This is a genomic window from Draconibacterium sp. IB214405, from assembly GCF_033963885.1.
Classification (GTDB): domain Bacteria; phylum Bacteroidota; class Bacteroidia; order Bacteroidales; family Prolixibacteraceae; genus Draconibacterium.
Genome location: NZ_JAXBMA010000004.1, coordinates 116,329 through 142,049, shown reverse-complemented (window position 1 = coordinate 142,049; position 25,721 = coordinate 116,329). Strand labels below are relative to the sequence as shown.

Below are 25,721 nucleotides of genomic sequence, written 5' to 3'. Positions count from 1 at the left end.
TATTTGGGGGTTAATATTTCTTTTCTGCAGAAAATTAAACCGTAATCTTCTTCAATTCTGATAGAAATTCCGGTTTAATAGTGGCTCCTAATCCCGGGGTTTCAGGAATTGTTACCACTCCATTCTTGCTGTATTTTATTCCTCCTTCTACCGGATCTTCCTCCATCATCAGCGGAGTGTCGAAATCGTAATACACAATGTTATCCGACGACAATGAGAAATGAGCCGAAGCGGTGAAGCCAAGACGAGTCTCAAGGAAACCTCCAACCTGAATCTTCATTTTTGCCGCTTTTGCATGTTTAACAATTTTCAATGCTTTGAAAATACCGCCCGATTTGCTCAACTTTATATTGATCAGATCGCAGGCATTCAACGCTATTAAACGTTTGGCATCATGATGATCGCAACAGGTTTCGTCAGCCATTATCGGAATTGGGCTGAATCGCCTAATCTCCGCTAATTCCATGTAATCCCAGCGCGGAATTGGCTCTTCGCAATGTTGTATTTTATATGGAGTTAAAGCCTTTAAAATGTCAAGTGCTTCATCGGTTTTCCATCCCTGGTTAGCATCCAGGCGAATTGGAATTTTTGGACCTATTGCTTCCCTGATTTTTTTGATGCTTTCTACATCCTGATCTTTTGAATGTCCCAATTTTACTTTTACAATTTCAAAACCATTATCGACAATGGTTTTTGCATCGGCAGCCATTTTTTCAGGATTGGTCAAACTTACGGTATAATCAATTTGCATTTCTTTTTGATTATGACCTCCGAGAAACTTATAAAGTGGTAGGCCGGCCTTTTGTGAAGATATGTCATACAACGCCATATCGAAAGCACTTTTAATGCTCGAATTACCGTAAATGGTTTTGTCCATTGCTTGCGTGCATGCTTCAATATCCTCCGGATTTTTTCCTTTTAATACCTGGGCAAGATATTGTGCTACAACAAAGCAGGTTTCCATACTTTCACCATTGATCGTCATAAACGGACTGCATTCGCCAAAGCCTGTAATACCCTGGTTTGTATGAATGGCAATAATAACATTCTGGGCATAGTGCATTGGGCCCAGAGAAATAATAAACGGTTCTTTTAATTTGATGGGAGATTGGTAAATATCAATCTTTTCGATTATAAGGTTCATTGTAATAGTGCAGTTTTTTACAAAGTTGATAAATCTTTTAAAGAATTGGTATGACAAATGATAAAAATGTGAGCGATTAACAAAAGAATTAAGATTGAAGATGATCAAAGATCATCTGTAATATGAGGTGAGTAGGACGAAAATTAAGTTCCAAATTTCAGTACTGGATCAAGTTAACAGAAAAAGATATGTTCTTGATGCCTTATCAGGCGGATTCTACGCTGCCGGCTTAGCCCAAAGAGTAGACAGAAAACCCAAGGCTGCGCCCGCTTCCCTCGGAAAAGCCCTGCCTACCGGCAGGCAGGTACGCGGTAACGGCTAAAATTCCTGAAACTCGTCGTACCTCCTCAGACATCAGTAATTTTTGAACGCCGTTACCGCTTGTTTTCCGGCTCACCGGTCGAGGCCACACTTCGATCTAGCTGACGTTACAATCGGGAACGGCCTCTTTTGGTTTTAGCCCGGAGTCGAAATAAAACCTTAATGAGAGCGGGAAGCTCCGAAGAATTGAGGAGATCACCCGTCCGAATTTGGGTTTTATGAGAATGGAGGGTTAAGAACAAAAGGAGCCTTGATCTTTGTGCATACTATTTGGATTAAGCCAAATAGTTTGGCCGCCGGCAGGCAGAAAACAATCAATTTGTTGTCATTTTAAAATGATAACCTTCAGGATATTACAGGTGCTGTTTGGTTGGCGTGTTGAAAGAGCGACGTATTGGAAAATAAAAATGCCCGTCAGAATTACTGACGGGCAGGTAGTTTTGGACTATAGATTTTTTAATCTAAACTTGTTAAATAGGCGTCTCGTTCTTTTAGGAATTCAGATAAACGCTCAATCGGATCGCGTGTAATCGCAACTCTACCCGAGCGAATAAACTGCATCACTTTAAATTGATTTAATTCTTCGAACAGCGCCTGGGTATCTTCCTTGTGACCGGTTTTTTCAATTACCACATAATCCTTGGTAATTTCAAGGATACGTGCTCCGGCTTTACGAACGATCTTTTCAATGGTATCGCTTTCATAAATCGGGTCGATCGGTACTTTATACAAAGCAATTTCCTGGAAGATCATTTCAGCGTTGGTGTGGTAGAATGCCTTTAATACATCAATTTGCTTTTCAATCTGGCTAGCCAGTTTTATCGCCATTGCGGTAGTGCAGTGCACAACAATGGTAAATTTATAAATGTTTTGTAGCGCCGATTCCGACACGGTAAGGCTATCGATATTTGTTTTTCTTCGCGTGAAAACGTTAGTGATTCTGGTTAACAAACCAATATGGTTTTCAGAGTAAACTGTTATGATATATTCTTGTTTCATTTTGTTAACTTTTTCGTTATTCGATTCGTGAATAGATTAAGGTTCTAAAATTACATCCGATACTGATGCTCCCGTTGGTACCATTGGGAACACGTTATCTTCTTTTTCAATTTTAACCTCAAGCAAATAAGGACCGTCGTGGTCGACCATTTTCTGGATACTCTCCTCCAGGTTATCACGCGTGTCAACCGTATGTCCGTCGATTCCAAAACCTTTTGCAATCATAATGAAATCAGGATTGTGTAATTCGGTAAATGAATAACGTTTATCGAAAAATAACTGTTGCCACTGTCGTACCATTCCAAGGAAGTTATTATTCAGCAGCATTATTTTTACCGGCAATTTGTTTTGTGCAATGGTTCCCAGTTCCTGAATGGTCATTTGGAATCCACCGTCGCCAATCATGGCAACAACGGTACGGTCGGGAGCACCAAGTTGTGCACCCATTGCTGCAGGCAAACCAAATCCCATGGTTCCTAAACCTCCTGAAGTAACATTGCTTCGCGAGTTTTTAAATTTAAAGTAGCGCTGAGCTATCATTTGGTGTTGACCTACATCGGTAACCAAAACCGCTTCGTGGTTTGTTTTTTCAGAAGCAATCCTTACAGCTTCTCCCATGGTTAATCCGGGTTTTGTAGGAAATAAGTCTTTCTGAATAACTTTTTCGTTTTCAATAACATCGCACTTTTTAAACTCTTCGAGCCAGGCTGTGTGACTGTTTTCTTTTACATTATTTGTAAGCATTTTTAACGCTTTTTTAGCATCGCCCAAAACGCTTACATCGGTTTTTATGATCTTATCAACTTCAGCCGGGTCAATTTCAAGATGAACGATCTTTGCCTTTTTCGCATATTCGCTTACTTTTCCGGTAACACGGTCGTCAAAACGCATTCCAACCGCAATAATCAGATCTGCTTCGTTGGTCAGTTTATTTGGCCCGTAGTTTCCGTGCATACCCAACATGCCAACATTTAACGGATGTTCGGTTGGAAGTGCCGAAAGTCCCAAAAGTGTCCATGCGGCTGGAATCCCGGTTTTCTCCACAAAAGCTTTAAGTTCTTCTTCTGCACGACCGATAATGATACCATGACCGAACAAGATCAATGGTTTTTTTGCGGCATCGATCAATTCAGCGGCTGCTTTCACCTGGTGCGGGTCAACCTGCATTTCGGGAACGTAGCTTCTGATTTTTGTGCATTTTTCGTATTCAAAATCCAGTTCGCCAAATTGAGCATCCTTAGTTACATCGATTAAAACCGGACCTGGTCGGCCTGTAGTTGCGATGTAAAATGCCTGTGCAATTGCAGTTGGAATTTCTTCGGGCGTAGTTACCTGGTAGTTCCATTTTGTAACAGGGATTGACATACCAACGATATCCGATTCCTGAAATGCATCTGTTCCCAGCAGAGGTTCAGCTACTTGTCCGGTAATGCAGACCAGAGGTGTAGAATCAATCATTGCATCTGCTATACCGGTCATCAGGTTGGTTGCACCCGGACCGGAAGTAGCAAAACAAATTCCTGGTTTTCCACTGACGCGAGCATATCCCTGGGCTCCGTGAATCGCCCCTTGTTCGTGTCGTGTTAATACGTGTTTTACCTCTTTGTCAAAATCATACAACGCATCGTAAACGGGCATAATTGCACCGCCAGGATAACCGAAAATGGTATCCACCCCTTCTTCCATAAGCGACAGGATCAATGCTTGTGAACCGGTAACTCTTTTTGCTGTCATATCTGTTCGTTTTTGTTGCCGGCGTCTGCTCACCGGCTTTTTGTTTATTCTTTGTCTTAGTTTGTGCTATCTGTTAAAAATCTTAGTCGATCAATCTTACGGCTCCCATATCTGCCGAAGATACCAGGCTCGCATAAGCTTTTAGTGCTTTCGAAACATTACGTTCTCGCGAAGCCGGTTTCCAGGCTTTTGCTCCTTTGGCATCTTCTTCGTCGCGGCGTTTTTGTAATTCTTCGTCAGAAATTACCAGGTTAATTGAACGCTCGGTAATATCGATTGCTATTTTATCGTTATTGCGAATTAACCCAATTGCGCCTCCGCCTGCCGCTTCCGGAGAAACGTGTCCGATCGACAATCCGGATGTTCCACCCGAGAAACGTCCGTCGGTAATCAGTGCGCAGTGTTTATCCAGTTGCATCGATTTCAGGTACGAAGTAGGGTAGAGCATTTCCTGCATTCCCGGTCCTCCTTTTGGCCCTTCAAAACGAATTACAATTACATCACCTTTTTGAACTTCATCGCCAAGAATTCCGTTAACCGCATCTTCCTGCGAATCGAAAACTTTTGCCGTTCCCGTAAATTTAAAGATCGATGAATCAACACCTGCAGTTTTTACAATACATCCTTTTTCTGCGATATTACCGAAGAGAACAGCCAGACCGCCGTCTTTGTTGTAAGCATTTTCAAAATCGCGGATACATCCTTTTGCACGGTCGTCATCCAGTTCTTTGTAAACACTTTGCTGCGATCCCATAACCAGGTTTCGTCCACCGCCCGGAGCCGATTTGAATCGGTTTATTGCATCTTCGGTTACAGTTTCACGTTTGATATCGTATTCGGCAATGGCTTCTGCCAATGTTCTCCCGTCGATACGCGAAACATTGGTTTCCATTAAACCGCCTTTTTCCAATTCACCCAAAATTCCAAGAATTCCACCGGCACGGTTTACATCCTGAATGTGATAATGACCGTTTGGCGCAACTTTACACAAGTTTGGTGTAATGCGCGAAAGCTGGTCTATATCCTGCATGGTGAAGCTAACTTCGGCTTCGTGCGCAATAGCCAGCAGGTGAAGAACCGTGTTGGTTGATCCACCCATTGCAATGTCGAGTTTCATTGCATTTAAAAAGGCATCGCGTGTACCAATACTTCTTGGTAGTACCGAATCATCACCCTCGAAATAATATGCTTTTGTTGCTGCAATAATGCGTTGTGCAGCTTCTTCAAATAATTTCTTTCTGTTGGCGTGTGTGGCTACAATCGTTCCGTTTCCGGGAAGTGCCAAACCAATCGCTTCGGCCAGACAGTTCATCGAGTTTGCGGTGAACATTCCCGAGCACGATCCGCAGGTAGGACAAGCGTTTTCTTCCACCTTTTGTACATACGAATCATCGATTTTTGTGTCGGCAGCCATAACCATGGCATCAACAAGGTCAAGGAATTTGTCGTCAACCTCGCCGGCTTCCATCGGACCACCCGAAACAAAAACCGCAGGAATATTCAGGCGCATAGCCGCCATCATCATTCCCGGAGTAATTTTATCACAGTTCGAAATACAAACCATCGCATCCACTTTGTGGGCATTGCACATGTATTCCACACTGTCGGCAATTACATCGCGCGAAGGCAGCGAATATAACATTCCATCGTGGCCCATTGCAATACCATCATCAATGGCAATGGTGTTAAATTCAGCAGCAAAATAGCCTTCTTTTTCGATCAAACTTTTTACGTACTGTCCAATTTCGTGAAGGTGAACATGACCCGGAACAAACTGGGTGAATGAGTTTACAATAGCGATCACCGGTCTTCCGAAGTGTTCTTCTTTCATTCCGTTTGCTCTCCAAAGGCTCCTCGCACCAGCCATTCGTCGGCCCTGGGTTGTTGTGTTACTTCGCAATGTATTTTGCATACTTCTTTGTCTTTTACTGTCTGTTATAACATTAAAAAAGCCTTTCTCTGTTTTGAGAAAGGCTTATAAATATCTTTAGTATCTATACAAATTAATGGCCTTTCTCAGTAATTCTAAGAATGACAACGAGTAGGACAATAATATTGATAGATAAAATTTTCATAATCTTTTGTAAAGCTGAAGCAAATGTAAAAATTATAATTTATTCTCAAAACGAATTGAAATTAAAATCTCGGAATTTGAATGAATTTTAAACATATTTGAAGATTTACTTCGGGATTGTAAATGTTTTGGCTGTAAATCTGTCAATTTTTACTGCCTGTTAAAAGAGGCTGTTTTGAATGAATTTATTAATTTCAGGCTTTGCAATAAACGGAATATTTAAACTATTTATGAACCTAGGGAACCATTCCATATATCTTATCTGTTTGCTCTTTATATGTTCTTGTGTATCAGAGCCGGACGGGGAAGTTCAAACAGTTCCGGAGGCGGTTACGATATATCCGGACTACACCGAAGTGACAATTCCGATCAATATTGCTCCCTTAAATTTTATGGTTGAAGAAGAAGGAGATGCTTATTATCTAAAGGTGTCGGGAGAAAAGAGTGGCAGTTTAGCCGTTTCATCACGCGACGGTAAGTTTCGTTTTTCAGAAAAGAAATGGAAAAATCTTCTGGCTGAAAACGCCGGAGTTAAACTCAGCTATCAAATTTCAGTAGAAAAAGACGGTAGTTGGAATCAATATCCATCGTTTAGTAATACTGTTTCTACTGAAAAAGTTGATCCGTTTTTGTATTACCGTTTGTTATATCCGGGATACGAAAGCTGGACCGAAATAAGTATTGTTAAGCGTAGCCTCGAAAGTTTTAAGGAAAAGGCGGTGATTGAAAATAATGTTGTGGGGCAAAATTGTGTGAACTGTCATGCTTTTAATAATCAGAATGCCGAAAATTTTATGTTCCACATGCGTGGTAATTTGGGCGGAACTTATTTTGTTGAAAATGGTGAGTTGAAAAAAGTGAACCTGAAAACCAAAGAAATGCAAAATGGTGCTGTTTATCCGCGCTGGCATCCGTCGGGAAAATATGTGGCTTTTTCGTCCAATAAAGTGGTTCAGCAGTTTCATTCCATGGAAAACAAAAAGATTGAGGTTTCTGATTTGAACTCTTCGTTGGTACTATACGATCTCGACAAAAATGAAATGATGCCGGTGCCTGTTGATCCGGAAAAACAATTTATGGATACTTACCCGGAATGGTCGCCTGATGGACAGTTTTTGTATTTCTGTCGTGCTGCCCAAATTGAAGAGAATTACGATTACCGCGATATTAAATATGATTTGTACCGTGTTGCGTTTGATACGGAGCAGCGAAAATTCTCAGAACCTGAGTTAGTATTTGATGCTGTTGCTATTGGAAAAAGCGTTTCTTTTCCCCGGATTTCGCCGGCCGGAAATGTGCTGATCTTTACCTTGCATAACTATGGTAACTTTTCGATATGGCATAAAGAAGCCGATCTGTACTCTATTGATTTGAAAAATTTGGAGGTGGAAAAATGTGGTAACAACAGCGATTTTACTGAAAGTTACCACAGTTGGTCGTCGAATAGTAAATGGTTGGTATTTAGCAGTAAACGCGGTGACGGTTTAACGGCCCGCCCGTACATTTCGCTTATTGATGAAAACGGTGCTGCAAGTAAACCTTTTGTTTTGCCACAGGAAGATCCCGGATTTTACAGGGATTTTGTAAAAACATTTAATATCCCCGAATTTGCCCAAACGGATATAAACCTCACTCCGGGCGAAATTCGGGAAGCTGCCGGTAAAAAGGCCATACAAGCCCAGTGGGCAACGAACTAAATCTATTGAAATGAATTCTGTTTCAGATAAAACCAAAATAATAACCCGCTTATTTCCAGTTTCCTTGCTGTTTCTGTTCAGCACTTTTTTTCTGTACAGTTTTACCAACTATATTTTCTTTTATCAGGAGAAATCTTCTTTGTTTCAGGTGTCTTTTGCGTTCCTGAAACAGCACTTGGATCAACCGGGAGGTTTACTTGAATACCTTGGGAAGTTGCAAATGGCATTCTATTATAATCCATTGCTTGGTGCCCTAGTTGTGAGTGCTCAAATATTGCTTCTTGTTTGGTTGATGGGACGAATCGGGAAACAGTTAGGAGCCGAAAATATTCTGTTTGTACCATTTCTGGCGGGAGCCTTACTTTTTTACCTGCAAACTAATTATCAATATCAGGCTATAAATAACCTTGGGATTTTATTTCAACTACTACTCTTTGGGGGGCTGATAATAAGCAAACCCAATTATCAGTGGTTAGCGGTAATACTTATTCCCGTAGCTTATTTTTTGTTTGGTAGTTTTTCTTTTCTATTACTCGGATTATCAACCATATATTTCCTGTTCCAAAAAAGCTGGTTAAAGTTGGTGTTGAGTTGGATAAGTCTTGGCATGTTCTTTTGGATTGGAAAAGAATTTTTGTTTTTCTATACCACAGATTCGCTTCTGGTTTTTCCGTTTTCGTCAACTGCAATCGGCGGGCAAGTTATTTTGTTTGGTCTGACGGCTTTGCTATTGTTGTTTATCCCGGTATTTGCAAAAATCAGAATTAAAGTAATCGAGCGGATAGCGATCAGGAAGATAAAGCTGGCAGGACTGTCGCCATACCTGATTTTGGGATTGATGATTATCGCTGCATTTCAGAATATTGATGAAAGGAGTAAACACTATTTTCACGCGGAGAAATTGTTTTACGAGCAAAAATATGACGAGCTGATTCGTTATAATTTTAACGAACCGACCAACAACAAACTAACGCTGTTTTTAAATAATGTGGCATTGGCCGAAACCGGACGTTTGGGCGATTCGTTTTTTAAATTCCGGCAGAGCGACGACGGGAGCACCTTGTTTTTAAAATGGCAAAATATTGGTCAGTATTTACAGTTTGGCGGGTATTATTATTACGCCATTGGTGTTATAAACGAGGCACAGCGTTGGGCTTACGAATACATGGTTATTTATGGAGCCACACCCGAAACACTAAAAATGCTGATTAAAACCGAGCTGATTAAAGGAAATTACCGAACAGCGGAAAAATACATTTCAATGCTTGATCGATCGTTGTTTTATAAGGATGACGCAATCTATTTCAGGAAGTTTATGAACAACGATGCTGCGGTGTTGAGTGATAAAGAATTAGGACGAAAAAAGCAGCAGGATACAAAACTCGATTTTTTTGTAAAAACCGATACGCCGTGGTTGAATTTGCTGCCTGTTTTAGATGCTGATCCGAATAATTCGGTTGCATTACAATACGAGCTGTCGTGGTTGATGCTTCAAAAAGATATGAAAGGTATTGTTGAATTGTTGCCGGCTTTGGAAAATGCAGGATTAAAAAAGATTCCCAAAAATATTGAAGAAGCAGTGGTGACCTACAAACTGTTGCGGGTAGGAGAGATGCCAGAACTAAAACAGCTGAAAATTGATCCTAAAACCGAACAGCGTTTTCAACAGTATTACCAGATATATCAGCAAAACCAGGCGGACAAGCGCAAAGCACAAGTTGCGCTGCGTGATTTTGCCGATACGTACTGGTACTATGTCTTTTTCAATTAACGGTTTGTTTTATTCCGATTTTAAGAGGTCGTCGTTGTTTTTAAATAGCAACATAAAAGCTATCACTAAAACAACAGAACTTAGTGTGGTTACTCCCCAAATGGCATTCCAGTTATAACCTGCATCACTTTTAAAATTGTCAATTAATTCGCTGCAAATAAAATTTCCAATCAAAAGGCCGGCACCAAATGTTACAAGGAAAATAAATCCTTGTGCCTGCGACCGTAATTCGGCTGGTGCTTTTTTATCGATGTAAATCTGACCCCCAACATAAAAGAATCCAAATATCAATCCGTGAATCAGAATTCCGATGTAATACATCCAGCTTTGACTGATAACACCACCCGCATAAAACGAAAGGTAGCGCACGGTTAAAGCAATCAGACCAAAAATCATCACCTTTCGTAAACCAAACTTTTTAATGGCCGGCGGAACTAGTAGTAAAAATCCCATTTCAGCCAACACGCCCCAGTTCATGGTAACTGAAATGTATTTGGTATTGATGTTTAGCAGAAACTCGGAAAAGAACGAGTAATACATCGCAAATGGAAGAAGCGACAAGAACGAGAAGATGATAAAAATGGCAAAGTTTTTATCGCGCATTAATTCAACAGTTCGTAAGCCAAAAGCATCAATCAGCGAACCTTTTTTTCCTTTGGCGGGGGGTGGTGTATTTGGTAAGGTAAGGTTTACAAATACGGCAATAATACTTACTGCAGCTCCGCAATAGAAGGGAATGTTTGTTCCGTCGAAATCGAGGCCCAAAATGCTAATGAAAATCACACTGAAAATACCGGATGTTACCCAGCCAATGGAGCCAAACACCCTTATTTTGGGGAATTGCTCGGACGGAATATGCGCCATGGCAATAGAACTTGTTAAACTCCAACTTGGCATATAACCCAACATGGCAATAAGCAGAAAGATAAAAAGTAAGTCGGGTTGATTTGTTGTTCCGGCCATAAGTAGCATTATCGCGTTCAAAAGGTTTAGCGAAGCCAGTACTTTTTGACCCGGAAAAAAGCGATCGGCCAGCATTCCAATAACCGGCGAACCGAGGCAGCCAATCGCCATCGAACTTAATATCATCGATTTTTCGAAACTGCTAACATCAAGGTTGGTTAAATAAGCAGCGAGAGGAACCCACCAAACAGCGTACATCATGTATTGGAGGAGCATCATCAGGGACAGTTTTATTCTAATCATGACAATAGGAATTTAGGCAATGGGCAAATGCCAATGCATAGGTTTAGCAAAAAAAATGATTTGAAGAACCGGAACCTCTTCAGGTTCAGCAATGGTTGTTGAATGTTGGATGAAATTCAGATCGTATTTTCCAGAAGTTCAGTCAAAAAAAAATAGTCGTTCTTATTGTGAAAAGTACTAAATGAATTGGTCGATATAAAAAGACCGGCTCAGTTGCCGGTCTTTTTTATAACTAACTAAACTAAACGACTAGTTGTAACCGGGATTTTGGTCCAACTGCGGAGCCTTGTTTATTTCCGTACGTGAAATAGGTAACCAGTAGTTTGCTTCATTCCACGATCTTGCATCAGCATCTGATGAAGTGTCGTAGAACCATTCGTGGCTACCATCTTCGTAATGATAGATTTTAATTGGGTGAACCGTTTTAATAACGTCACCTGCAATCATCCATTTACGAATCATATACCAGCGGTCGCCTTCACCAAAGAATTCTACCATTCGTTCGTGGCGGTACCATTCTCTGGCTTCTGCCTGGCTGGTTGTCATTTTATCGGGTAATCCTGCACGGTTACGAATCATATTCAGTGCATCCATACCTTTTTCAACTTCATTTAATTCGATACAAGCTTCGGCATAGTCTAAAACAACTTCTGCGTATCTCATTTCAATCCATGCATTTTCGTTGTTAAAGTATTGTCCAACAGTTGCCGGATCCTGGTATTTTTTGATGTAATAACCGTTTTTAGTACCGTTCCATGCTTCGATTGGTCCCTGGCGGGTATCCAATCCTGCGGTTTGTGAACCGTCGCTTGCAACATAATAGCCGGTTTGAACACGTCCTTCAGGGTCTAAAGCTGCACCATCGGTTGGGCGGTCGATCCATTTTGCACCATCAAAAAGAACAGTTGCATAAAAGCGAGGTTCTCTTCCAACGTATGGGTTCATTTCAGGATCGGCTTCCAGTTCAGCAGCAGTAGCTTTTCTTACTTCAATATCGCCAGGAGTGTATTTATCCCAAACAAATGAGCTACCATCGGCCATTTCGAATTCGCGAACTGCAAGTTCGTTAGGACCATTGTTTCCCCAGTTGTGGTAACCGTTCGGTCCCCACCATCTGTTTTGTGTGGTTCTGTTACCTTGTGCCTGCAGGTGTTGCACACCCCAGATAGCTTCATCATTCCATTCGCCTTTTTGCGTAAAAATGCTAGAGAAGTTTTCTGAATAGGCATCAACATCGGCATCAGTTAATGGAGAAGGAGGATCGTCTGTTCCACCTGTAAGCGAGTAATCTCCATAGTTTCCGTCCATGATTGCTTTGGCAACTGTTTGCGCCTGCGCAAGTAATGATTCTCTGCTGTGCGACTGGAATGAAACCAGCGGGTCAGTAGAATAACTACCATGCATCAGTTCACCGGTACTCCAGCTTAAAATACGCGATTTTAATGCTGCGGCAGCACCTTTTGTTGCACGTCCCTGTTCCATTTCATCTTTTGTTCCAAGTCCGGCAATCGCTTTATCAAGATCGGCAAGAATAAAATCGAGTGTGGCATCCAAAGACGATCTGTTGATCGATAAGAAATCTTCACCCAGTTCGAATGGCTGGTCAACCAATACTAATCCACCATACGAGCGCATTAGATTTACATAATCGAAAGCTCTGATATAATATGCTTCTGCAATATAAGTTGCCAGATCGTCTTCTTCATTTGCATTCTCGGTAGGCACGTTTTCAGCATTTGCTAGAAATACGTTAACGTTTTTAATATTGCTGTATAAACTCCACGAAATCCAGTTGAAACGCCAGTTTCCAAAGTGTCCCAATTCATCAGGGCTCATATTTCCCTTTAGGAACGGATAACCACTCGGACGGTGTATACACAATAATTCGTCGGTAGCTCCTGATAGAAGGTCTTCCCTTAAACCCAATAACATATTGTTGTCAACGCCAATAAAGTCGTAACATCTGCCCAAATATGCTTTTGTTAGGTTTAAGTCTTCAAAAACAGATTCCTCGTTAAAAGCGTCAACCGCCTTTTGGTCGAGAATATCGTCGCATGATGTTGTTGCAATAATAAGCGTCAACACCAGTATCGAACCTAATATATTTTTCATATTCTTCATTTTTCAATATTCATTAATTACTAAAATGTAACTTTCACACCAAGAGCCAGCGTTCTTACAGCCGGATAGTTCATTGGAGCTCCAATTTCAGGATCGAAATTTTTCTGAGCAGCATAAATCAGGAACAAGTTGTTTCCTGCAAAATATACCTGAGCTCTTGAGATTCCCAAATCGCCAAATACAGTATTTGGAATGGTATAGGTAAGAACGGCATTTTTCAAACGGCAGTAAGCCATATTATCCAGGTGGTAAGTACTCATATGGTTGTCAAACGACCAATATAAGTCATCGCGGTTGTAAGCTCTTGCTACATCAGTGTTGGTATTTTCAGGCGTCCAACGGTCGTCGAAACTCCATTGGAAATAGTTACCTGCTTCACCACGACGTCCGTCAGCAATATTCATGCGGTAGTATTTACCCTGACCTTGTGCCAGTAATGATAAGTGCCAGTTTTTGTAGTCTAAATCAATAGACAAACCGTAACTAACTTCAGGCATATCGGTTTGGTCGATAAGAATCTGGTCGTCGCTGGTAATTGTTCCGTCACCGTCCACATCGCGGAAAATAACGTCACCAGGTTTTGCACCATCCCAGTGTGGATATCCATCAACAGCTGCCTGATCGGCAAAAATACCAATGGCATCGTACATTAACCAGGCTCCGTATGGATGTCCGGTACGTTGCTGCCATGCCTCTGCTCTTTCGGGCTCGTCCATAAATACCACTTCGTTGTGGTTGTACGAGAACTGACCGCTAAGATCAAGTCGAAGGTCGGAAGTAATATTTTTATGATATCCGGCTTCCAGCTCGAAACCACGGTTGTCAACTTCAGCAATATTTTCGTCAGGTAATGCCAGTCCGGTAAATCCCGGAACAGAAGCATCACGTGAAGCTAAAATATCAGAACGTTTGCTGTAGAAGAAATCAGCGTCGAATGAGAATAAGTTATCAATAAATTGCGATTCGAAACCAAAGTTATAAGTAGTTTGCTTTTCCCAGGTAATATTTGGGTTAGCAACTCCTGATTGTTGAACAACAGTTTCAACCTGTTTTCCTGATCCCATAGTTAAACCTGTTCCCAGTACATATTTGTTCATGTATTGGAACGGATCACCCGGGTCCATACCCATTTTACCATACGATGCTTTCATTTTGAAGTAGTTGATGGCAGATAAATTGTTTTGCCAGAAATCTTCTTCCGAAGCTCTCCATCCCAACATTAAACCAGGGAAGTTACCCCAACGGCTATCAGGTGGGAATTTTAACGAACCGTCGCGACGGAACAGTGCTTCAACTAAGTATTTGCCAGCGTAGCTATAGTTGGCACGACCAATAATAGATTTACGAGCGTAAATTTCCATTGATCCCCAGTTGTCTTTATCTGTATCAGAACCGGCATCGATAGTTTGTACAACATCAGAAATGTAGTACTTACGGAAGGCTCCAAAATAGTTACTGTTTTGTTCAATTTGCTCGTATGCACCGAAAATTGAGAATGAATGTTCGCCAATGTCGCGGGCATAGTTGAAATTAAAGTTAGCCAGTTTGCGAATATTGCGGCTGTAGTCTTCTGCTAATTCAGGAGCTGAATAACCACGTAACGAAGGAGTAAGTTCCATATCGATTACGTAACCTTCTGAGTCGTAAGTTGCAGTATCCCAGTTTTCAGTATAAAGTGTCCATGGTTTGCGGAATCTTTTTCTGTACCAGTTCGATACATCGTAAGAATAGTAGCCGCTAAGGGTTAAACCTTTAACCATGTCAGGTGTAATTGTTGCTTTAAATGTAACCTGGTTGATATAGTCTTTCTGATCGTCGTAACCACCTTCGAAAGTTGAAGTTACTACAGGGTTATCACCGTATTCAATATCCGGGCCCGGTAATCCGTTTGGCCAGAACGACCAACGGGTAGGAAGCAGACGGGTTGATTGACCGTAAATAGCACTTGCACCTTTGGTTGGGTACTTTTTGTTATTTAAGAACCCTGCATAATCAATCGATGTGGTTAACCAATCGGTAATAGGAAGTTCCAGTTTTGCACGCAAATTATATTGCTTGTAATTGGTTGATTCCTGCTTGTAAATAGCTTCTTCGTTTTTGTAACCTAACGATACGTAGTAATACATTCCGTTACTACCACCATCGATACTAAAGTTGTGTTTGCTGGTTGATGTCCAGTCGTCTACTAAGTCGCCAACCCAGTCACTGTTAGGGTGAACCCAAGGATCGCGGCCACTGTAGAACAATGCGATATCTTCATCAGAATAAGTACGCTCTTTGTTTTCGTAATCCTGATATTCACTTAACATGGTGGCATAGTCGCCGGCGTTAGTTACTTCAGGAAGAATAGTTGGAGTCATAAAACCCTGGTAGAACTGGTAGTTCATTCTTGGTTTTCCTGATTTACCTCTTTTTGTGGTTACCAGGATAACACCGTTTGCTGCTGATGAACCGTAAATTGCAGCCGATGCATCTTTCAGTACCGATACGCTTTCAATGTCAACCGGGTCAACATCGCCCAGCGAACGACCTGGAATACCATCGATGACAACAAGCGGTGCTGTAAGCTCAGGATTGTTATTACGGTCTCCTAAAGTGGTACGACCACGAACAAGAATTGTAGCGTTACTCTGTCCAGGCTCACCTGTAGTTTGAATACCTGTAACACCGGTCATACGACCTGAAAGTGTGTTGGTAACGTCGGCAGCAGGAATCGCTTCAATTTGCTCTCCGCTAACTGATGATACAGAACCCACCACATTGGCTTTTTTCTGCGAAGCATAACCTACGGCAATAACTTCATCAAGACCGATTGCTTCAGCTTCAAGGGTAATGTCGATTACAGCTTTGCTGCCAATGTTTACTTCCTGTCTTTTCATCCCTACGAATGAAAAAACAAGTACTTTGCCATCTTCAGGAATTCCGGTTAAATTGTATTTACCGTCAATATTGGTAACAATCCCAACTGTTGTTCCTTTAACGATAACAGACACACCCGGAAGAGGCATACCTTCTTCGTCGACAACAGTACCCGAAATCGATTTTTCCTGAGGACTGGTTGAGCTGGCAGCTGATTGACCTTCGTTTGCCGCCGGATAAACAATGATTTGTCGGTCGATAACCTGATACTCAAGCTGGTGTTGTGGTAAAATTTCGTCTAAAATTTCTTCAACACGCGCATCTTCGGTAGTTACCGACACTTTTTGATTGTCGTTTACAACGTCGTTGTTGTAAACAAACTTAAACTCACTTTGATTAGTGATAGTTTGAAATACTTCTTTCAGGCTGGCCTTTTTCATTTTTAAATCGAATGTAACCGATTCAGAATAAGTGCTGGCCTGCACGCTAACAACAATCGCCAGTAACAATGCCATGGTGACACCAGTTACGCGACGAAATTTTGTTAGCCATCCCGATGAACAGGAAAGCTTAGCATTAATGCATTTTTCCATACAATAATAGTTTAGTTTGTTAAACAATAAAATTTAGTTCATTTAAATCTTCCCGGTAAAGAGTTGATCAGACTCACAGAAAGATTTTTCCGTTTTTTCTTAATTCATCATGTTTTAATCTTGTCTTGTTTTTGTTGATTCGATAATTATTCCGTTATTATTTATTTTGTATTCAAATGTTTTTGCAACGCTTAGTAGTTCGAGTATTCGTTCCAGCGATTCTTCTTCAAATTCTCCCGAATATTTCAGATTACCGGTAACAGAATCGGAGACAAAAATCCGTGTTTCAAAATGGCGTTCCAGTTTTTTAGAGATGCTAAACAGATCTTCATCGTAAAAACGTAGTATTCCATCGCGCCACTGGGCAGGTTTTCCGAGATCGGTATGCAATAACCTCATTTTGCCGGTGTTGGTGTTGTAATAAGCACGGTCGCCCGGATACAGAATGGCAGTGTCGTTATTGATGTTCGGATTTAGCTGCACCTTTCCTTCGTATAACGAAATCTCGTGAATGTCGTCGGTAGGGTAGGCCACTACATTAAAATGGGTTCCCAAAACCTTTGTTTTCAGGTTCGAGGTTTCTATGGTAAAAGGCTTCTCGGCATCCGGAGCAACTTCAAAATAGGCTTCTCCAAAAAGGGTAACTTCTCTTTTGTCGCCAATAAAAGGTTCGCTTGCAATTAACAACGACGAAGAGTTTAACCACACCTTTGTTCCATCGCTTAAAGTGATAGTTTTAATTTCTTTGGCTTTGCAACGGTATTGATTTAATGTTGGTGCCTGCCTTTTTTCTATTATGTAGTTTACCGAAAATGTCATTGATACTATAAATAATATCGAAGCGGCAATGCCGATCCATTTCCAATTTTTGGTTTTAGGACTTTGGTGATATGTGAATCCGAGCTTTTTTTCAGTTTGCTGTATTATCGAGTGTTTTTTTGCTTTTGGGAAATATTTTCTCCAAAACGTATTGAGCACGGAATAACTACGTGCTGTGGATTTATGTTTTTCGAGCTCATTGTTGAGAATTTCATTTTCCTCCTCACTGATCGATTCTGTGAACTTCTTAACAATAAGCTCGTAGGTATTATCTTTCTTCGTCATCTTTTGTCTTTCTACCTAAAAGACGTTCGAAGCCGATTCTATACCTAATTCAACAATGAAAAAATGAACAATTATTAAAGGATTATGAAAAATAAAAGGGAGTGAAGCTTTTTGCGAACGGATTTCTACCAGGCAAAAGAGAATAAACTGGCTTGTTTTAGCCGCGATGGTTTCTTTTTCTTTTCGATGCCAAGTGCGTCGGTAATTTTTTTCAGAGCAGTTACCAGGTGGTTGTTTACCGTTTTTTCCGAAATGCTCATTATTGCCGCAATTTCGCGGTGTTTAAAGCCATTGATTTTTGCAAGAGAAAAAGCTTCCCTGCATTTTGGAGGGAGTTCCCCCATGGCTTTGTAAATTTTATTTAGTAATTCTTTTTCTATCGTCTCATCATCCTTACTTTCTAACATTGGGAATAAAAAATCGTTGTATTCGTCGATAAATACAATTTTTTCGTTTTTCATTTTTCTGAGATGTGACAGACAGTTGTTTTTTACTGCTATAAAAAGGTAGGATCTGATATTTTGAATATTGGGAAGTTCTGATCTTTTATGCCATATTTTAACATAAACGTCGCTTACAAGTTCTTCTGCAATTTCCTGATGGCGTACAAAACTTAACGCGTATTGAAGTAATTCGTCAGATGTAACTTCCATGAGTAATTGAAAGCGTCTGGTATTTCCTTCAGCAATTAACAGTTTAGTTCTTTGGTCGTTTAGCATCTAGTTTTAGCAAGTTGTGCACCTCAATTTTCATTAAGATACACTTTAGTTTATGAAAAATAAAGGTAGTAAACCTGATTGTAAAAAAAAATTTATTTACAATAAATGATTTTACTGTTTTATGGTTGTTGTCTTGTATCCCCCGTAAATATTGGCTTTTGGGTGTTGTAATAGTGTTTGGTACTGGTAGGTAATTTCTTTACCTAATAGTCGTAACTTGAACATAAACACATTATCCTTGATTTCTACCGATTCTGTCTGGTGCCATGGTGCTGAATTCGAATCTTCTGCGAGGTTGGTGTAGGGGCGGTAGCGGAAGCAGGCTTTCAGATTTTCAGTATCGCCGGATTTTGTTAGTTCTCCTTTAAATTGAATATAGGTAACGCTTCCTGAACGAATTATTTCGGCATCGAGGGTTTTTACAAGTGGAGGATCAAACGCCGGCTCGGCATTGGTAATTTTTATTACCAGCGGATTGTTCCATTTGTGGTTATTATAAATACGTTGTGCACGCACACATGAAATCTGCAGACCATCTTCCTGTTGCTCAAAATAGGTTTGCGCATCCGTTTCAGGCTGGTATTCTACCAACTCGTCCGATTGTCCCAAAACAGAAACGGAAGTATTTGCTGTGCTGTTTACCGAGCGTAACAGAAAATCGCGTCTTTCGCCACGCGTCCATTCAGGTTGTTTGGTAAGAATGGCATAAAGTGTTTTTTCTTCCGGTTTCCAGGTGAACCAGATATCTCTTTCGTTTGGAATTATCCACGGTGATGTCGCTTCGATTGCTTCTCCGTTTATAAAGTTCCAGGCAGCAATTTCTCTTAAGCGGGCTTCCTGTTCTTCCGAAATTTCTCCATTAGGTTTTGGCCCGATATTTAGCAATTGGTTTCCACCTTTTGCCCGGGTTTCAATTAATATCTCCAACAAGCGGCTTGCCGATTTATACTCTTCGTTGGTTGGTTTATAGGCCCATTGTGTACCCATAGTCAGATTTGCTTCCCATGGATCGGTATTTTGCATTCCCGGTACAGTTTGTTCGGGTGTTTCCATTGCTCCCCGGGTGATCACCAAATCGGGGTGAAGTTCCCAGGCAATCTGTTTGCATTTTTCAAGTAGCGGCCCATCGCCACCGTCGTAAAACAAAATGTCGATATCGCCGTATTTCGCCATTAACTCGATGGTCTGTAACTCGTTTAGTTCAATGTAACGGTTCATTACCGATTGCGGGATTGAATTGATATTTGATCTGCGTACCTGCTGACCATTTTCGTGCAGGAAATTAAAATCTTCGGGCGAAAAATAGAATCCAACGGCCAAACCTGCTTCTCGAGTGGCTTCAACATACTCAGCAACCAGGTCTTTCCCGTAAGGTGTATTCATGATATTAAAATCGGTTGTTTCAGTGTCCCACATACAAAAGCCGGAGTGATGTTTTGCGGTGAACACGATGTATTTCATACCGGCCAGTTTGGCCAGCGAAGCAATTGCTGTTGCATCAAAATCTTTCGGATTAAAGGTTTTTGGCAGCTCGTTAAAGTAGCGATCCAAATAGTCGTCGGATGCGCCAACCATCGAATGACTGATTACAATTCCCAGCTGGCTGTCGAAACTGAAATGAATGAACATTCCGAAGCCAAGGTTACGAAACCATTCAACACGTTCCGCCTTATTTAAATTTAAACGCTGAGTGTTTGGAGTCTGAGCCATCAACAAAACAGAAAAAGTTAGTAGTAAAAATGTAATACCTGTTTTTCGCATACGAAAAGATTGAGAAATTAATGCCCGTTAAATTACGAAAAATAAGCTGGGATCGGCCGTAAAACGACGCTTGTTTTACCTTTTAGTTGCAATGGTTTATTAATCAGTCAACTAAAGTTTGTTAATATTTCTATCCAAGTCTTAATTAGCATAACAATGTAAATTCTTCTTTAAAATATTACATTTGTAATACGTAGGACATTTAAACGAATTACCACTTGACCAAAATTTAAGATAATGGATGAAGTCTTTAGAAAAATCGGGAGCAAGCTTACGCTAAGTCAAAAGATTGAGCGAAGAATTGAAGCTGCTATTCGGGAAAAGAAATTGCCCGTGGGATCAAAACTTCCAACCGAGCGAGAGCTGTGTGAATCGTTTGGCGTAAGCCGCACTGCTCTGCGAGAGGCGCTGCGTCGTTTAAGTGCACGCGGACTGATTGAAATTACCAAAGGAAGTGGTATGACGGTTACCGGTTTGAAAATTGATGATGCGATTCAAAACCTGAATTTGTACTACGATATGCAGTTCGATCATAACCTGATTGCGCAAATTATTGAGGTGCGCAGGTTGTTTGAACCCGAGATTGCAAGTCTTGCTGCCAAGCAACGAACACAAAACGATTTAAGCGATATTCAGGATAATATTGAGGCTTTTAAGGCATGTAATCCCGACAATATTCAAATGGAGGCCGATCTTGATAACAAATTTCACCTCCTTATTGCCAAAGCTACACACAATCCGATCGTACAGATTTCGATGGAACCGATTTATTCGCTTTTACCACGTATGCGAAATCTGATTTATGCCAACGTGGAGGGCGAAAAAGATATCACGCTTGAATATCATTTGAAGATTTTTGATGTTATAAACAAACAAAAAAGTGACGAGGCTGCCGAGCTCATGAAAGTTCATTTGCACCGTACCATGGATATCTATCAGAAATACCTGCACAACTCTTATTAGGCCTGGTTTGTATGAAGTTTTTACATCGATTATTATTAACCGGCTGGGTACTGTTTTTATGTTCCTGCCAGAATCAAAATGAGAAGTTGTTCGATTTTCAAAAATATTTGGACGAAGGAAAATTCAGTGAAGCTGAAGTAGTCTTAAAAGAAAAGATTCAGAAAAATCCTGATAATTCAGAATACCAAATTCAATTGGAGACAATCGATCGATTGCGAAAAGAATTTCCTTATACACGTACTGAAGTTAAAGCTCGCCTGAGTGAATATTTTCCCGATTTAACTGACGAAGAATTAAATAAATGGGAGGAGGCAAGGCAACTGGAAATGCGTGTTATCGACGGAGAGAAACGCTATTTTTCGAGAGCGGTAAGTAATTTCTTTCGTTTGAATGAAGCAGCCGGACAAATCAAAATAGAAAAAGATGGTAAGGCGTATGATGGTGTTGATGATTTTCAGCTGACGGTTATTCCGCAGTGGTTTGAAAACGGGATTACTCCGCGGGAACCATTTAATCCGCAACGAATAAAAGTGAATTATACCATAACTTTGGATGCAAATGTTGTGCCTGATGGCGAGATGGTGAAATGTTGGTTGCCTTATCCGCGAACAGGATCGGAACGTTTGCCTCGTGTTGAGTTTTTAGAGGCCAGTCAGGATGACTATATCATTGCGCCAAACGAAACGATGCAGCGAACGGTTTATATGGAGAAAAAAGCTGTTCAGGATGAGGAAACAGTTTTTCAAATCTCCTACATTTTTGAAACAGCAGCACAATGGTTTGATATAAAACCTGAAGACACGCAAGCTTACGATAAAAACTCGGAACTCTATAAAAAATATACCGCCGAACGATTGCCGCATATTGTGTTTACCGACCAGATAAAATCATTGGCAAAAAGCATCGTAGGCGACGAAAAGAATCCGGTAAAACAAGTGGAACTGCTGTATTATTGGATAAACGATAATATCCCATGGGCAGGGGCGCTCGAGTATTCAGTTATGCCTTGTATTCCGTGTTATGTGCTCGAAAATATGCATGGCGATTGCGGTATGCAAACTTTCTTGTTTTTAAGCATGGCTCGTAGCCTCGGGATTCCATGTAAATGGCAGAGTGGCTGGTATTTGTTGCCACAAACTACCAATCTGCACGACTGGGCTGAAGTGTATTACGAAGGTGTTGGTTGGGTGCCGGTTGATCCTTCTTTTAAATTGATCGATTCGGAGGATAAACGTGTTAAAGAGTTTTACCTGAACGGTTTGGATAGTTACCGTTTGGTGGTAAATGACGATTTTGCACGCGAATTGGTTCCGGCAAAAAAATACTACCGAAGCGAACCATTTGACTTTCAACGCGGAGAACTGGAATGGAAGGATGGTAACCTGTATTTCGATACATGGAGCTACGATCTTGATTTCGAATATTTACCTAATTCGTGAACTAAGTTTATGTGTTAAGAATGGTAATTTCCTGGGGGCAATTTTAGGAAATACCCCTTTAAAATTTATATTTGTAATATGTAATACAAATCTTGAGCGTAATGAAATTTCCACAAATTATTTTTCTATTTTTTTTGATTATGGCATCGTGTACACAGCAACAATCTCCCGAAATTAAACAGCAAGTTGATGAGCTGATTCGTCAGCAAATTAATGATAAACGTGTTGCATATTGTTATGTAAATGTTTCAGTTGAAAATGGTCAGACTTCGATAAGCGGAGCTACTGTTTCCGAAGCTGCATTTGAAGCTTTAAAAACTTTTGCTGCAGAAAAAGGTTGCGACTTTAAAGTCGATCTGTTACCCGACGAGACCTATAAAGAAAATATATGGGGTGTTGTTACGCTTTCGGTTTGTAATATCAGAAGCAGCGCACAGCACTCGGCCGAAATGTTGACGCAAGCCATTATGGGAACTCCGGTTAAAGTTTACCAGAAAGATGATGGTTGGTATTTGGTTCAAACTCCCGACCGCTATTTTGGCTGGGTTGACGGTGCCGGAATTGCTACAAAAACCAACGAGGAAATGACGGAATGGAAAGCGTTAAAGAAAGTGCTTTATAAAGAACAATACGGTTTTGCTTATTCAAAACCAGATGCTAAATCCGGTATTGAAACAGACCTGGCACTCGACAATTTACTAAGTGTTGTGAGCGAAGAAGGTGGCTTTTATAAAACAGTTTTAGCCGATGGCCGCGAGGCATTTGTAAAAAAAGATGAATGTATCGGTCTTGATATCTGGTACAATAAAAGTGTTGCAGCAAAAGATGTTTTGGCAACTGCCGAAAAATTTATGGGTGTTCCTTATTTGTGGGGTGGTACCTCGGCCAAAATGGTTGATTGCAGCGGATTTGTGAAATCAGCTTATTATTATCATGGAATTATTCTTCAGCGCGATGCTTCTCAACAAACACTTTATGGAGAGTTGGTTGATACTCAAAACGGATATGAAACTTTGGAGCCGGGCGACCTGGTGTTTTTTGGCCGAAAAGCTACTGAGGACAAAAAAGAACGAGTTACACATGTTGGTATGTGTTTGGGCGATCAGGAGTTTATTCATGCGTCTGGAAAGGTGCGTGTTAACAGCCTGAATCGTGAAAGTGAAAAATACACCGAGCATTACGAAAAAGGATTTGTAAGAAGTCGCCGTGTACTAAATAATATCGATGGAGACGGAATAGAGTGGGTGGTTGACAATGCCTTTTTCAAACAGGTTTTACCGGAATAATATCAAGAAATTTACAGATGAAATTAAGTTTTTATCCCTTTGAACTTCAGTTAAAACATACTTTTACGCTGGCTACCAGTTCGCGAACAACCACGCCGGTTATGCTGGTCGAACTCGAGCACGAAGGAATAATTGGATATGGTGAAGCTTCGATGCCGCCGTATTTGGGCGAATCGCACGAATCGGTTGCCCGCTTTCTGAATAAGGTTGATCTGGCAGGTTTTAAGGATCCGTTTCGTATGGATGAAATCCTTGGTTATGTAGATCAGATTGAAACGGGAAACAGAGCAGCTAAAGCTTGTATTGATATTGCTTTGCACGATTTAGTCGGTAAAATGCTGGGACAGCCCTGGCATAAAATCTGGGGGCTAAAAGTTGAAGATACGCCTTACACGACCTATACAATTGGCATTGATACGCGTGAGGTTGTTATTGAAAAAACAAAAGAAGCTGCCGAGTTCAAAATGCTGAAAGTTAAAATGGGTCGCGATAACGATAAAGAGCTGATTGAAACCATTCGTTCGGTTACCGATGTGCCCTTGTGTGTTGATGTAAACCAAGGCTGGACCGATAAACACAGAGCGCTGGATATGATCCACTGGATGGATGAAAAAGGGATTGTATTTGTGGAGCAGCCAATGCCAAAAGAGCAGGTTGACGACATGGCCTGGTTAACAGCTCATAGTCCGCTGCCAACTATTGCCGACGAAGCTTTTCAGCGTATTCACGATATTCCAAAATTCAAAGATGTTTATTCGGGTATAAACATCAAACTGATGAAAAGTACCGGAATGCGCGAAGCCAAAAAAATGGTGGATGTGGCGCGTGCGCTCGATATGAATGTTATGATCGGCTGTATGACTGAGACCTCGTGTGCCATATCTGCAGCCTCGCAATTGTCGCCGCTTTGCGACTGGGCCGATCTTGATGGAGCATTGCTAATTACCAACGATATTTTTGAAGGAATGAAAGTAATTGACGGTAAAGTTACTTTAAATGATCTGCCGGGAATTGGGGTAAGAAAAATCTGATTTTAAGAAATAGAGATAATAAAAAGAGAACCGTTTGTTTTTTGATTGCAAACGGTTCTTTTTTTATGCTGATTAGTCAAGACAGTTGTTGTCTTACTTCTTATAATTGTCCAATACGGCACGAACCGATCCGTGTAAAAGCAAAAGTCGTTCGGCTTCTTCAAACTCGATACCCAGTTCATCAACAATCATTTTCGATCCACGTTCAACCAGCTTTTTATTGGTAAGTTGCATGTCAACCATTTTATTGCCTTTTACACGGCCAAGCTTAATCATCAACGATGTTGTAATCATGTTCAGCACCATTTTCTGAGCGGTCCCTGCTTTCATCCTGGTGCTACCGGTAACAAATTCAGGCCCTACAATTGGTTCGATGGCAATGTTGGCCACCTTGGCTATTTCGGAGTTGGGATTACATGTTATAGAAGCCGTCAGTAAACCGTTGCTGTTACCGTCTTTTAATGCTCCTATTACGTATGGTGTACCTCCTGATGCGGCGATTCCTACAATGGTGTCGCGCTCGTTAATGTGGAACTTCTGCAGGTCTTCCCAGCCTCCGTGAATGTTGTCTTCAGCTGCTTCAACAGCCTTTCGAATGGCGCGGTCGCCACCCGCAATCAGGCCAATAACAACGCCATCGGGCATGCCGTAAGTTGGAGGAATCTCCGATGCGTCGAGAATGCCCAAACGCCCGCTTGTTCCTGCACCCAGATAAAATAACCGGCCTCCGGCCTTTATGCGGTCAACAAGCAGGGTAACCAGTTTTTCAATTTGAGGGATTTCTTTTTGTACGGCAACATGAATTTTTGCATCCTCGTTGTTAATCCCGGTCAGGAGCTCCTTAACCGACATTTGGTCGAGGTTGTCGTATAATGATGATGATTCTGTGATCCTCATTT

17 protein-coding genes are annotated in these 25,721 nt (G+C 41.0%); 6 read left to right on the top strand and 11 right to left on the bottom strand.

Going from position 1 to position 25,721, the window contains the following annotated elements; translation table 11 throughout:
• Positions 1–34 precede the first annotated feature (34 nt).
• The 4 genes from SLH46_RS13170 to ilvD form a co-directional block, all read right to left on the bottom strand.
• Positions 35–1,144 carry a mandelate racemase/muconate lactonizing enzyme family protein gene (locus tag SLH46_RS13170; protein WP_320281662.1) on the bottom strand — a complete coding sequence of 370 codons (1,110 nt, stop codon included), beginning with the start codon at positions 1,142–1,144 and terminating at the stop codon, positions 35–37.
• Between the two features lie 777 nt (positions 1,145–1,921).
• Positions 1,922–2,464: an acetolactate synthase small subunit gene (gene ilvN / locus SLH46_RS13165; protein WP_320281661.1), complete on the bottom strand. Its 543-nt coding sequence runs from the start codon at positions 2,462–2,464 to the stop codon at positions 1,922–1,924.
• Between the two features lie 36 nt (positions 2,465–2,500).
• A complete protein-coding gene (ilvB, locus tag SLH46_RS13160; RefSeq protein ID WP_320281660.1) occupies positions 2,501–4,198 on the bottom strand; it encodes a biosynthetic-type acetolactate synthase large subunit in 1,698 nt (565 codons plus the stop codon).
• Positions 4,199–4,280: 82 nt separating this feature from the next.
• Complete coding sequence (gene ilvD / locus SLH46_RS13155; RefSeq protein WP_320281659.1) at positions 4,281–6,110, bottom strand: dihydroxy-acid dehydratase; 1,830 nt, start codon at positions 6,108–6,110, stop codon at positions 4,281–4,283.
• A gap of 341 nt (positions 6,111–6,451) precedes the next feature.
• On the opposite strand from ilvD, the gene SLH46_RS13150 reads away from it, so the two are divergent.
• Both SLH46_RS13150 and SLH46_RS13145 read left to right on the top strand, forming a co-directional pair.
• The gene (locus SLH46_RS13150; protein WP_320281658.1) at positions 6,452–7,969 is read left to right on the top strand and encodes a TolB family protein; all 1,518 of its coding nucleotides are present in this window, start codon (positions 6,452–6,454) and stop codon (positions 7,967–7,969) included.
• 10 nt (positions 7,970–7,979) lie between these two features.
• Entirely contained in the window at positions 7,980–9,740 is a 1,761-nt protein-coding gene (locus tag SLH46_RS13145) for a DUF6057 family protein (protein WP_320281657.1), read from the top strand.
• 9 nt (positions 9,741–9,749) lie between these two features.
• On the opposite strand, the gene SLH46_RS13140 is transcribed toward SLH46_RS13145, so the two are convergent.
• The 6 genes from SLH46_RS13140 to SLH46_RS13115 all read right to left on the bottom strand — a co-directional run bounded on the left by SLH46_RS13140 (position 9,750) and on the right by SLH46_RS13115 (position 20,103).
• The gene (locus SLH46_RS13140) at positions 9,750–10,946 is read right to left on the bottom strand and encodes an MFS transporter (protein ID WP_320281656.1); all 1,197 of its coding nucleotides are present in this window, start codon (positions 10,944–10,946) and stop codon (positions 9,750–9,752) included.
• Positions 10,947–11,195: 249 nt separating this feature from the next.
• Positions 11,196–13,058 (bottom strand): RagB/SusD family nutrient uptake outer membrane protein, encoded by a 1,863-nt coding sequence (locus SLH46_RS13135; RefSeq protein ID WP_320281655.1) that lies wholly within the window; start codon positions 13,056–13,058, stop codon positions 11,196–11,198.
• Between the two features lie 29 nt (positions 13,059–13,087).
• A complete protein-coding gene (locus tag SLH46_RS13130; RefSeq protein ID WP_320281654.1) occupies positions 13,088–16,519 on the bottom strand; it encodes a TonB-dependent receptor in 3,432 nt (1,143 codons plus the stop codon).
• A 114-nt stretch (positions 16,520–16,633) separates the two neighbouring features.
• Complete coding sequence (locus tag SLH46_RS13125) at positions 16,634–17,623, bottom strand: FecR family protein (protein WP_320281653.1); 990 nt, start codon at positions 17,621–17,623, stop codon at positions 16,634–16,636.
• A gap of 125 nt (positions 17,624–17,748) precedes the next feature.
• Positions 17,749–18,342: an RNA polymerase sigma factor gene (locus SLH46_RS13120; RefSeq protein ID WP_320281652.1), complete on the bottom strand. Its 594-nt coding sequence runs from the start codon at positions 18,340–18,342 to the stop codon at positions 17,749–17,751.
• Between the two features lie 111 nt (positions 18,343–18,453).
• Positions 18,454–20,103, bottom strand: coding sequence for an alpha-L-fucosidase (locus SLH46_RS13115; protein WP_320281651.1), 1,650 nt, complete (start codon positions 20,101–20,103; stop codon positions 18,454–18,456).
• Positions 20,104–20,340: 237 nt separating this feature from the next.
• Between SLH46_RS13115 and SLH46_RS13110 the strand changes: the two genes are divergently transcribed.
• The 4 genes from SLH46_RS13110 (at position 20,341) to SLH46_RS13095 (ending at position 24,822) form a co-directional block, all read left to right on the top strand.
• On the top strand, positions 20,341–21,066 hold the full coding sequence (locus tag SLH46_RS13110) for a FadR/GntR family transcriptional regulator (RefSeq protein ID WP_320281650.1): 726 nt from the start codon (positions 20,341–20,343) through the stop codon (positions 21,064–21,066).
• An 11-nt stretch (positions 21,067–21,077) separates the two neighbouring features.
• Positions 21,078–22,505, top strand: a complete 1,428-nt coding sequence (locus SLH46_RS13105) for a transglutaminase-like domain-containing protein (protein ID WP_320281649.1) — start codon at positions 21,078–21,080, stop codon at positions 22,503–22,505.
• Between the two features lie 101 nt (positions 22,506–22,606).
• Positions 22,607–23,791 carry a C40 family peptidase gene (locus SLH46_RS13100; protein ID WP_320281648.1) on the top strand — a complete coding sequence of 395 codons (1,185 nt, stop codon included), beginning with the start codon at positions 22,607–22,609 and terminating at the stop codon, positions 23,789–23,791.
• 17 nt (positions 23,792–23,808) lie between these two features.
• Positions 23,809–24,822 carry a dipeptide epimerase gene (locus tag SLH46_RS13095; RefSeq protein WP_320281647.1) on the top strand — a complete coding sequence of 338 codons (1,014 nt, stop codon included), beginning with the start codon at positions 23,809–23,811 and terminating at the stop codon, positions 24,820–24,822.
• A gap of 93 nt (positions 24,823–24,915) precedes the next feature.
• On the opposite strand, the gene murQ is transcribed toward SLH46_RS13095, so the two are convergent.
• Positions 24,916–25,719 (bottom strand): N-acetylmuramic acid 6-phosphate etherase, encoded by an 804-nt coding sequence (gene murQ, locus SLH46_RS13090; RefSeq protein ID WP_320281646.1) that lies wholly within the window; start codon positions 25,717–25,719, stop codon positions 24,916–24,918.
• Positions 25,720–25,721: the final 2 nt, after the last annotated feature.

Excerpts from the sequence above, each read along its gene's own strand:
- murQ (WP_320281646.1), bottom strand. The coding sequence starts at position 25,719 with ATGAGGATCACAGAATCATCATCATTATACGACAACCTCGACCAAATG.
- SLH46_RS13125 (WP_320281653.1), bottom strand. The coding sequence starts at position 17,623 with ATGACGAAGAAAGATAATACCTACGAGCTTATTGTTAAGAAGTTCACA.
- SLH46_RS13095 (WP_320281647.1), top strand. The coding sequence starts at position 23,809 with ATGAAATTAAGTTTTTATCCCTTTGAACTTCAGTTAAAACATACTTTT.
- SLH46_RS13140 (WP_320281656.1), bottom strand. The coding sequence starts at position 10,946 with ATGATTAGAATAAAACTGTCCCTGATGATGCTCCTCCAATACATGATG.
- SLH46_RS13145 (WP_320281657.1), top strand. The coding sequence starts at position 7,980 with ATGAATTCTGTTTCAGATAAAACCAAAATAATAACCCGCTTATTTCCA.
- ilvN (WP_320281661.1), bottom strand. The coding sequence starts at position 2,464 with ATGAAACAAGAATATATCATAACAGTTTACTCTGAAAACCATATTGGT.
- SLH46_RS13110 (WP_320281650.1), top strand. The coding sequence starts at position 20,341 with ATGGATGAAGTCTTTAGAAAAATCGGGAGCAAGCTTACGCTAAGTCAA.
- SLH46_RS13170 (WP_320281662.1), bottom strand. The coding sequence starts at position 1,144 with ATGAACCTTATAATCGAAAAGATTGATATTTACCAATCTCCCATCAAA.
- ilvD (WP_320281659.1), bottom strand. The coding sequence starts at position 6,110 with ATGCAAAATACATTGCGAAGTAACACAACAACCCAGGGCCGACGAATG.
- SLH46_RS13115 (WP_320281651.1), bottom strand. The coding sequence starts at position 20,103 with ATGCGAAAAACAGGTATTACATTTTTACTACTAACTTTTTCTGTTTTG.
- SLH46_RS13135 (WP_320281655.1), bottom strand. The coding sequence starts at position 13,058 with ATGAAAAATATATTAGGTTCGATACTGGTGTTGACGCTTATTATTGCA.
- SLH46_RS13130 (WP_320281654.1), bottom strand. The coding sequence starts at position 16,519 with ATGGAAAAATGCATTAATGCTAAGCTTTCCTGTTCATCGGGATGGCTA.
- SLH46_RS13120 (WP_320281652.1), bottom strand. The coding sequence starts at position 18,342 with ATGCTAAACGACCAAAGAACTAAACTGTTAATTGCTGAAGGAAATACC.
- SLH46_RS13105 (WP_320281649.1), top strand. The coding sequence starts at position 21,078 with ATGAAGTTTTTACATCGATTATTATTAACCGGCTGGGTACTGTTTTTA.
- SLH46_RS13100 (WP_320281648.1), top strand. The coding sequence starts at position 22,607 with ATGAAATTTCCACAAATTATTTTTCTATTTTTTTTGATTATGGCATCG.
- SLH46_RS13150 (WP_320281658.1), top strand. The coding sequence starts at position 6,452 with ATGAATTTATTAATTTCAGGCTTTGCAATAAACGGAATATTTAAACTA.
- ilvB (WP_320281660.1), bottom strand. The coding sequence starts at position 4,198 with ATGACAGCAAAAAGAGTTACCGGTTCACAAGCATTGATCCTGTCGCTT.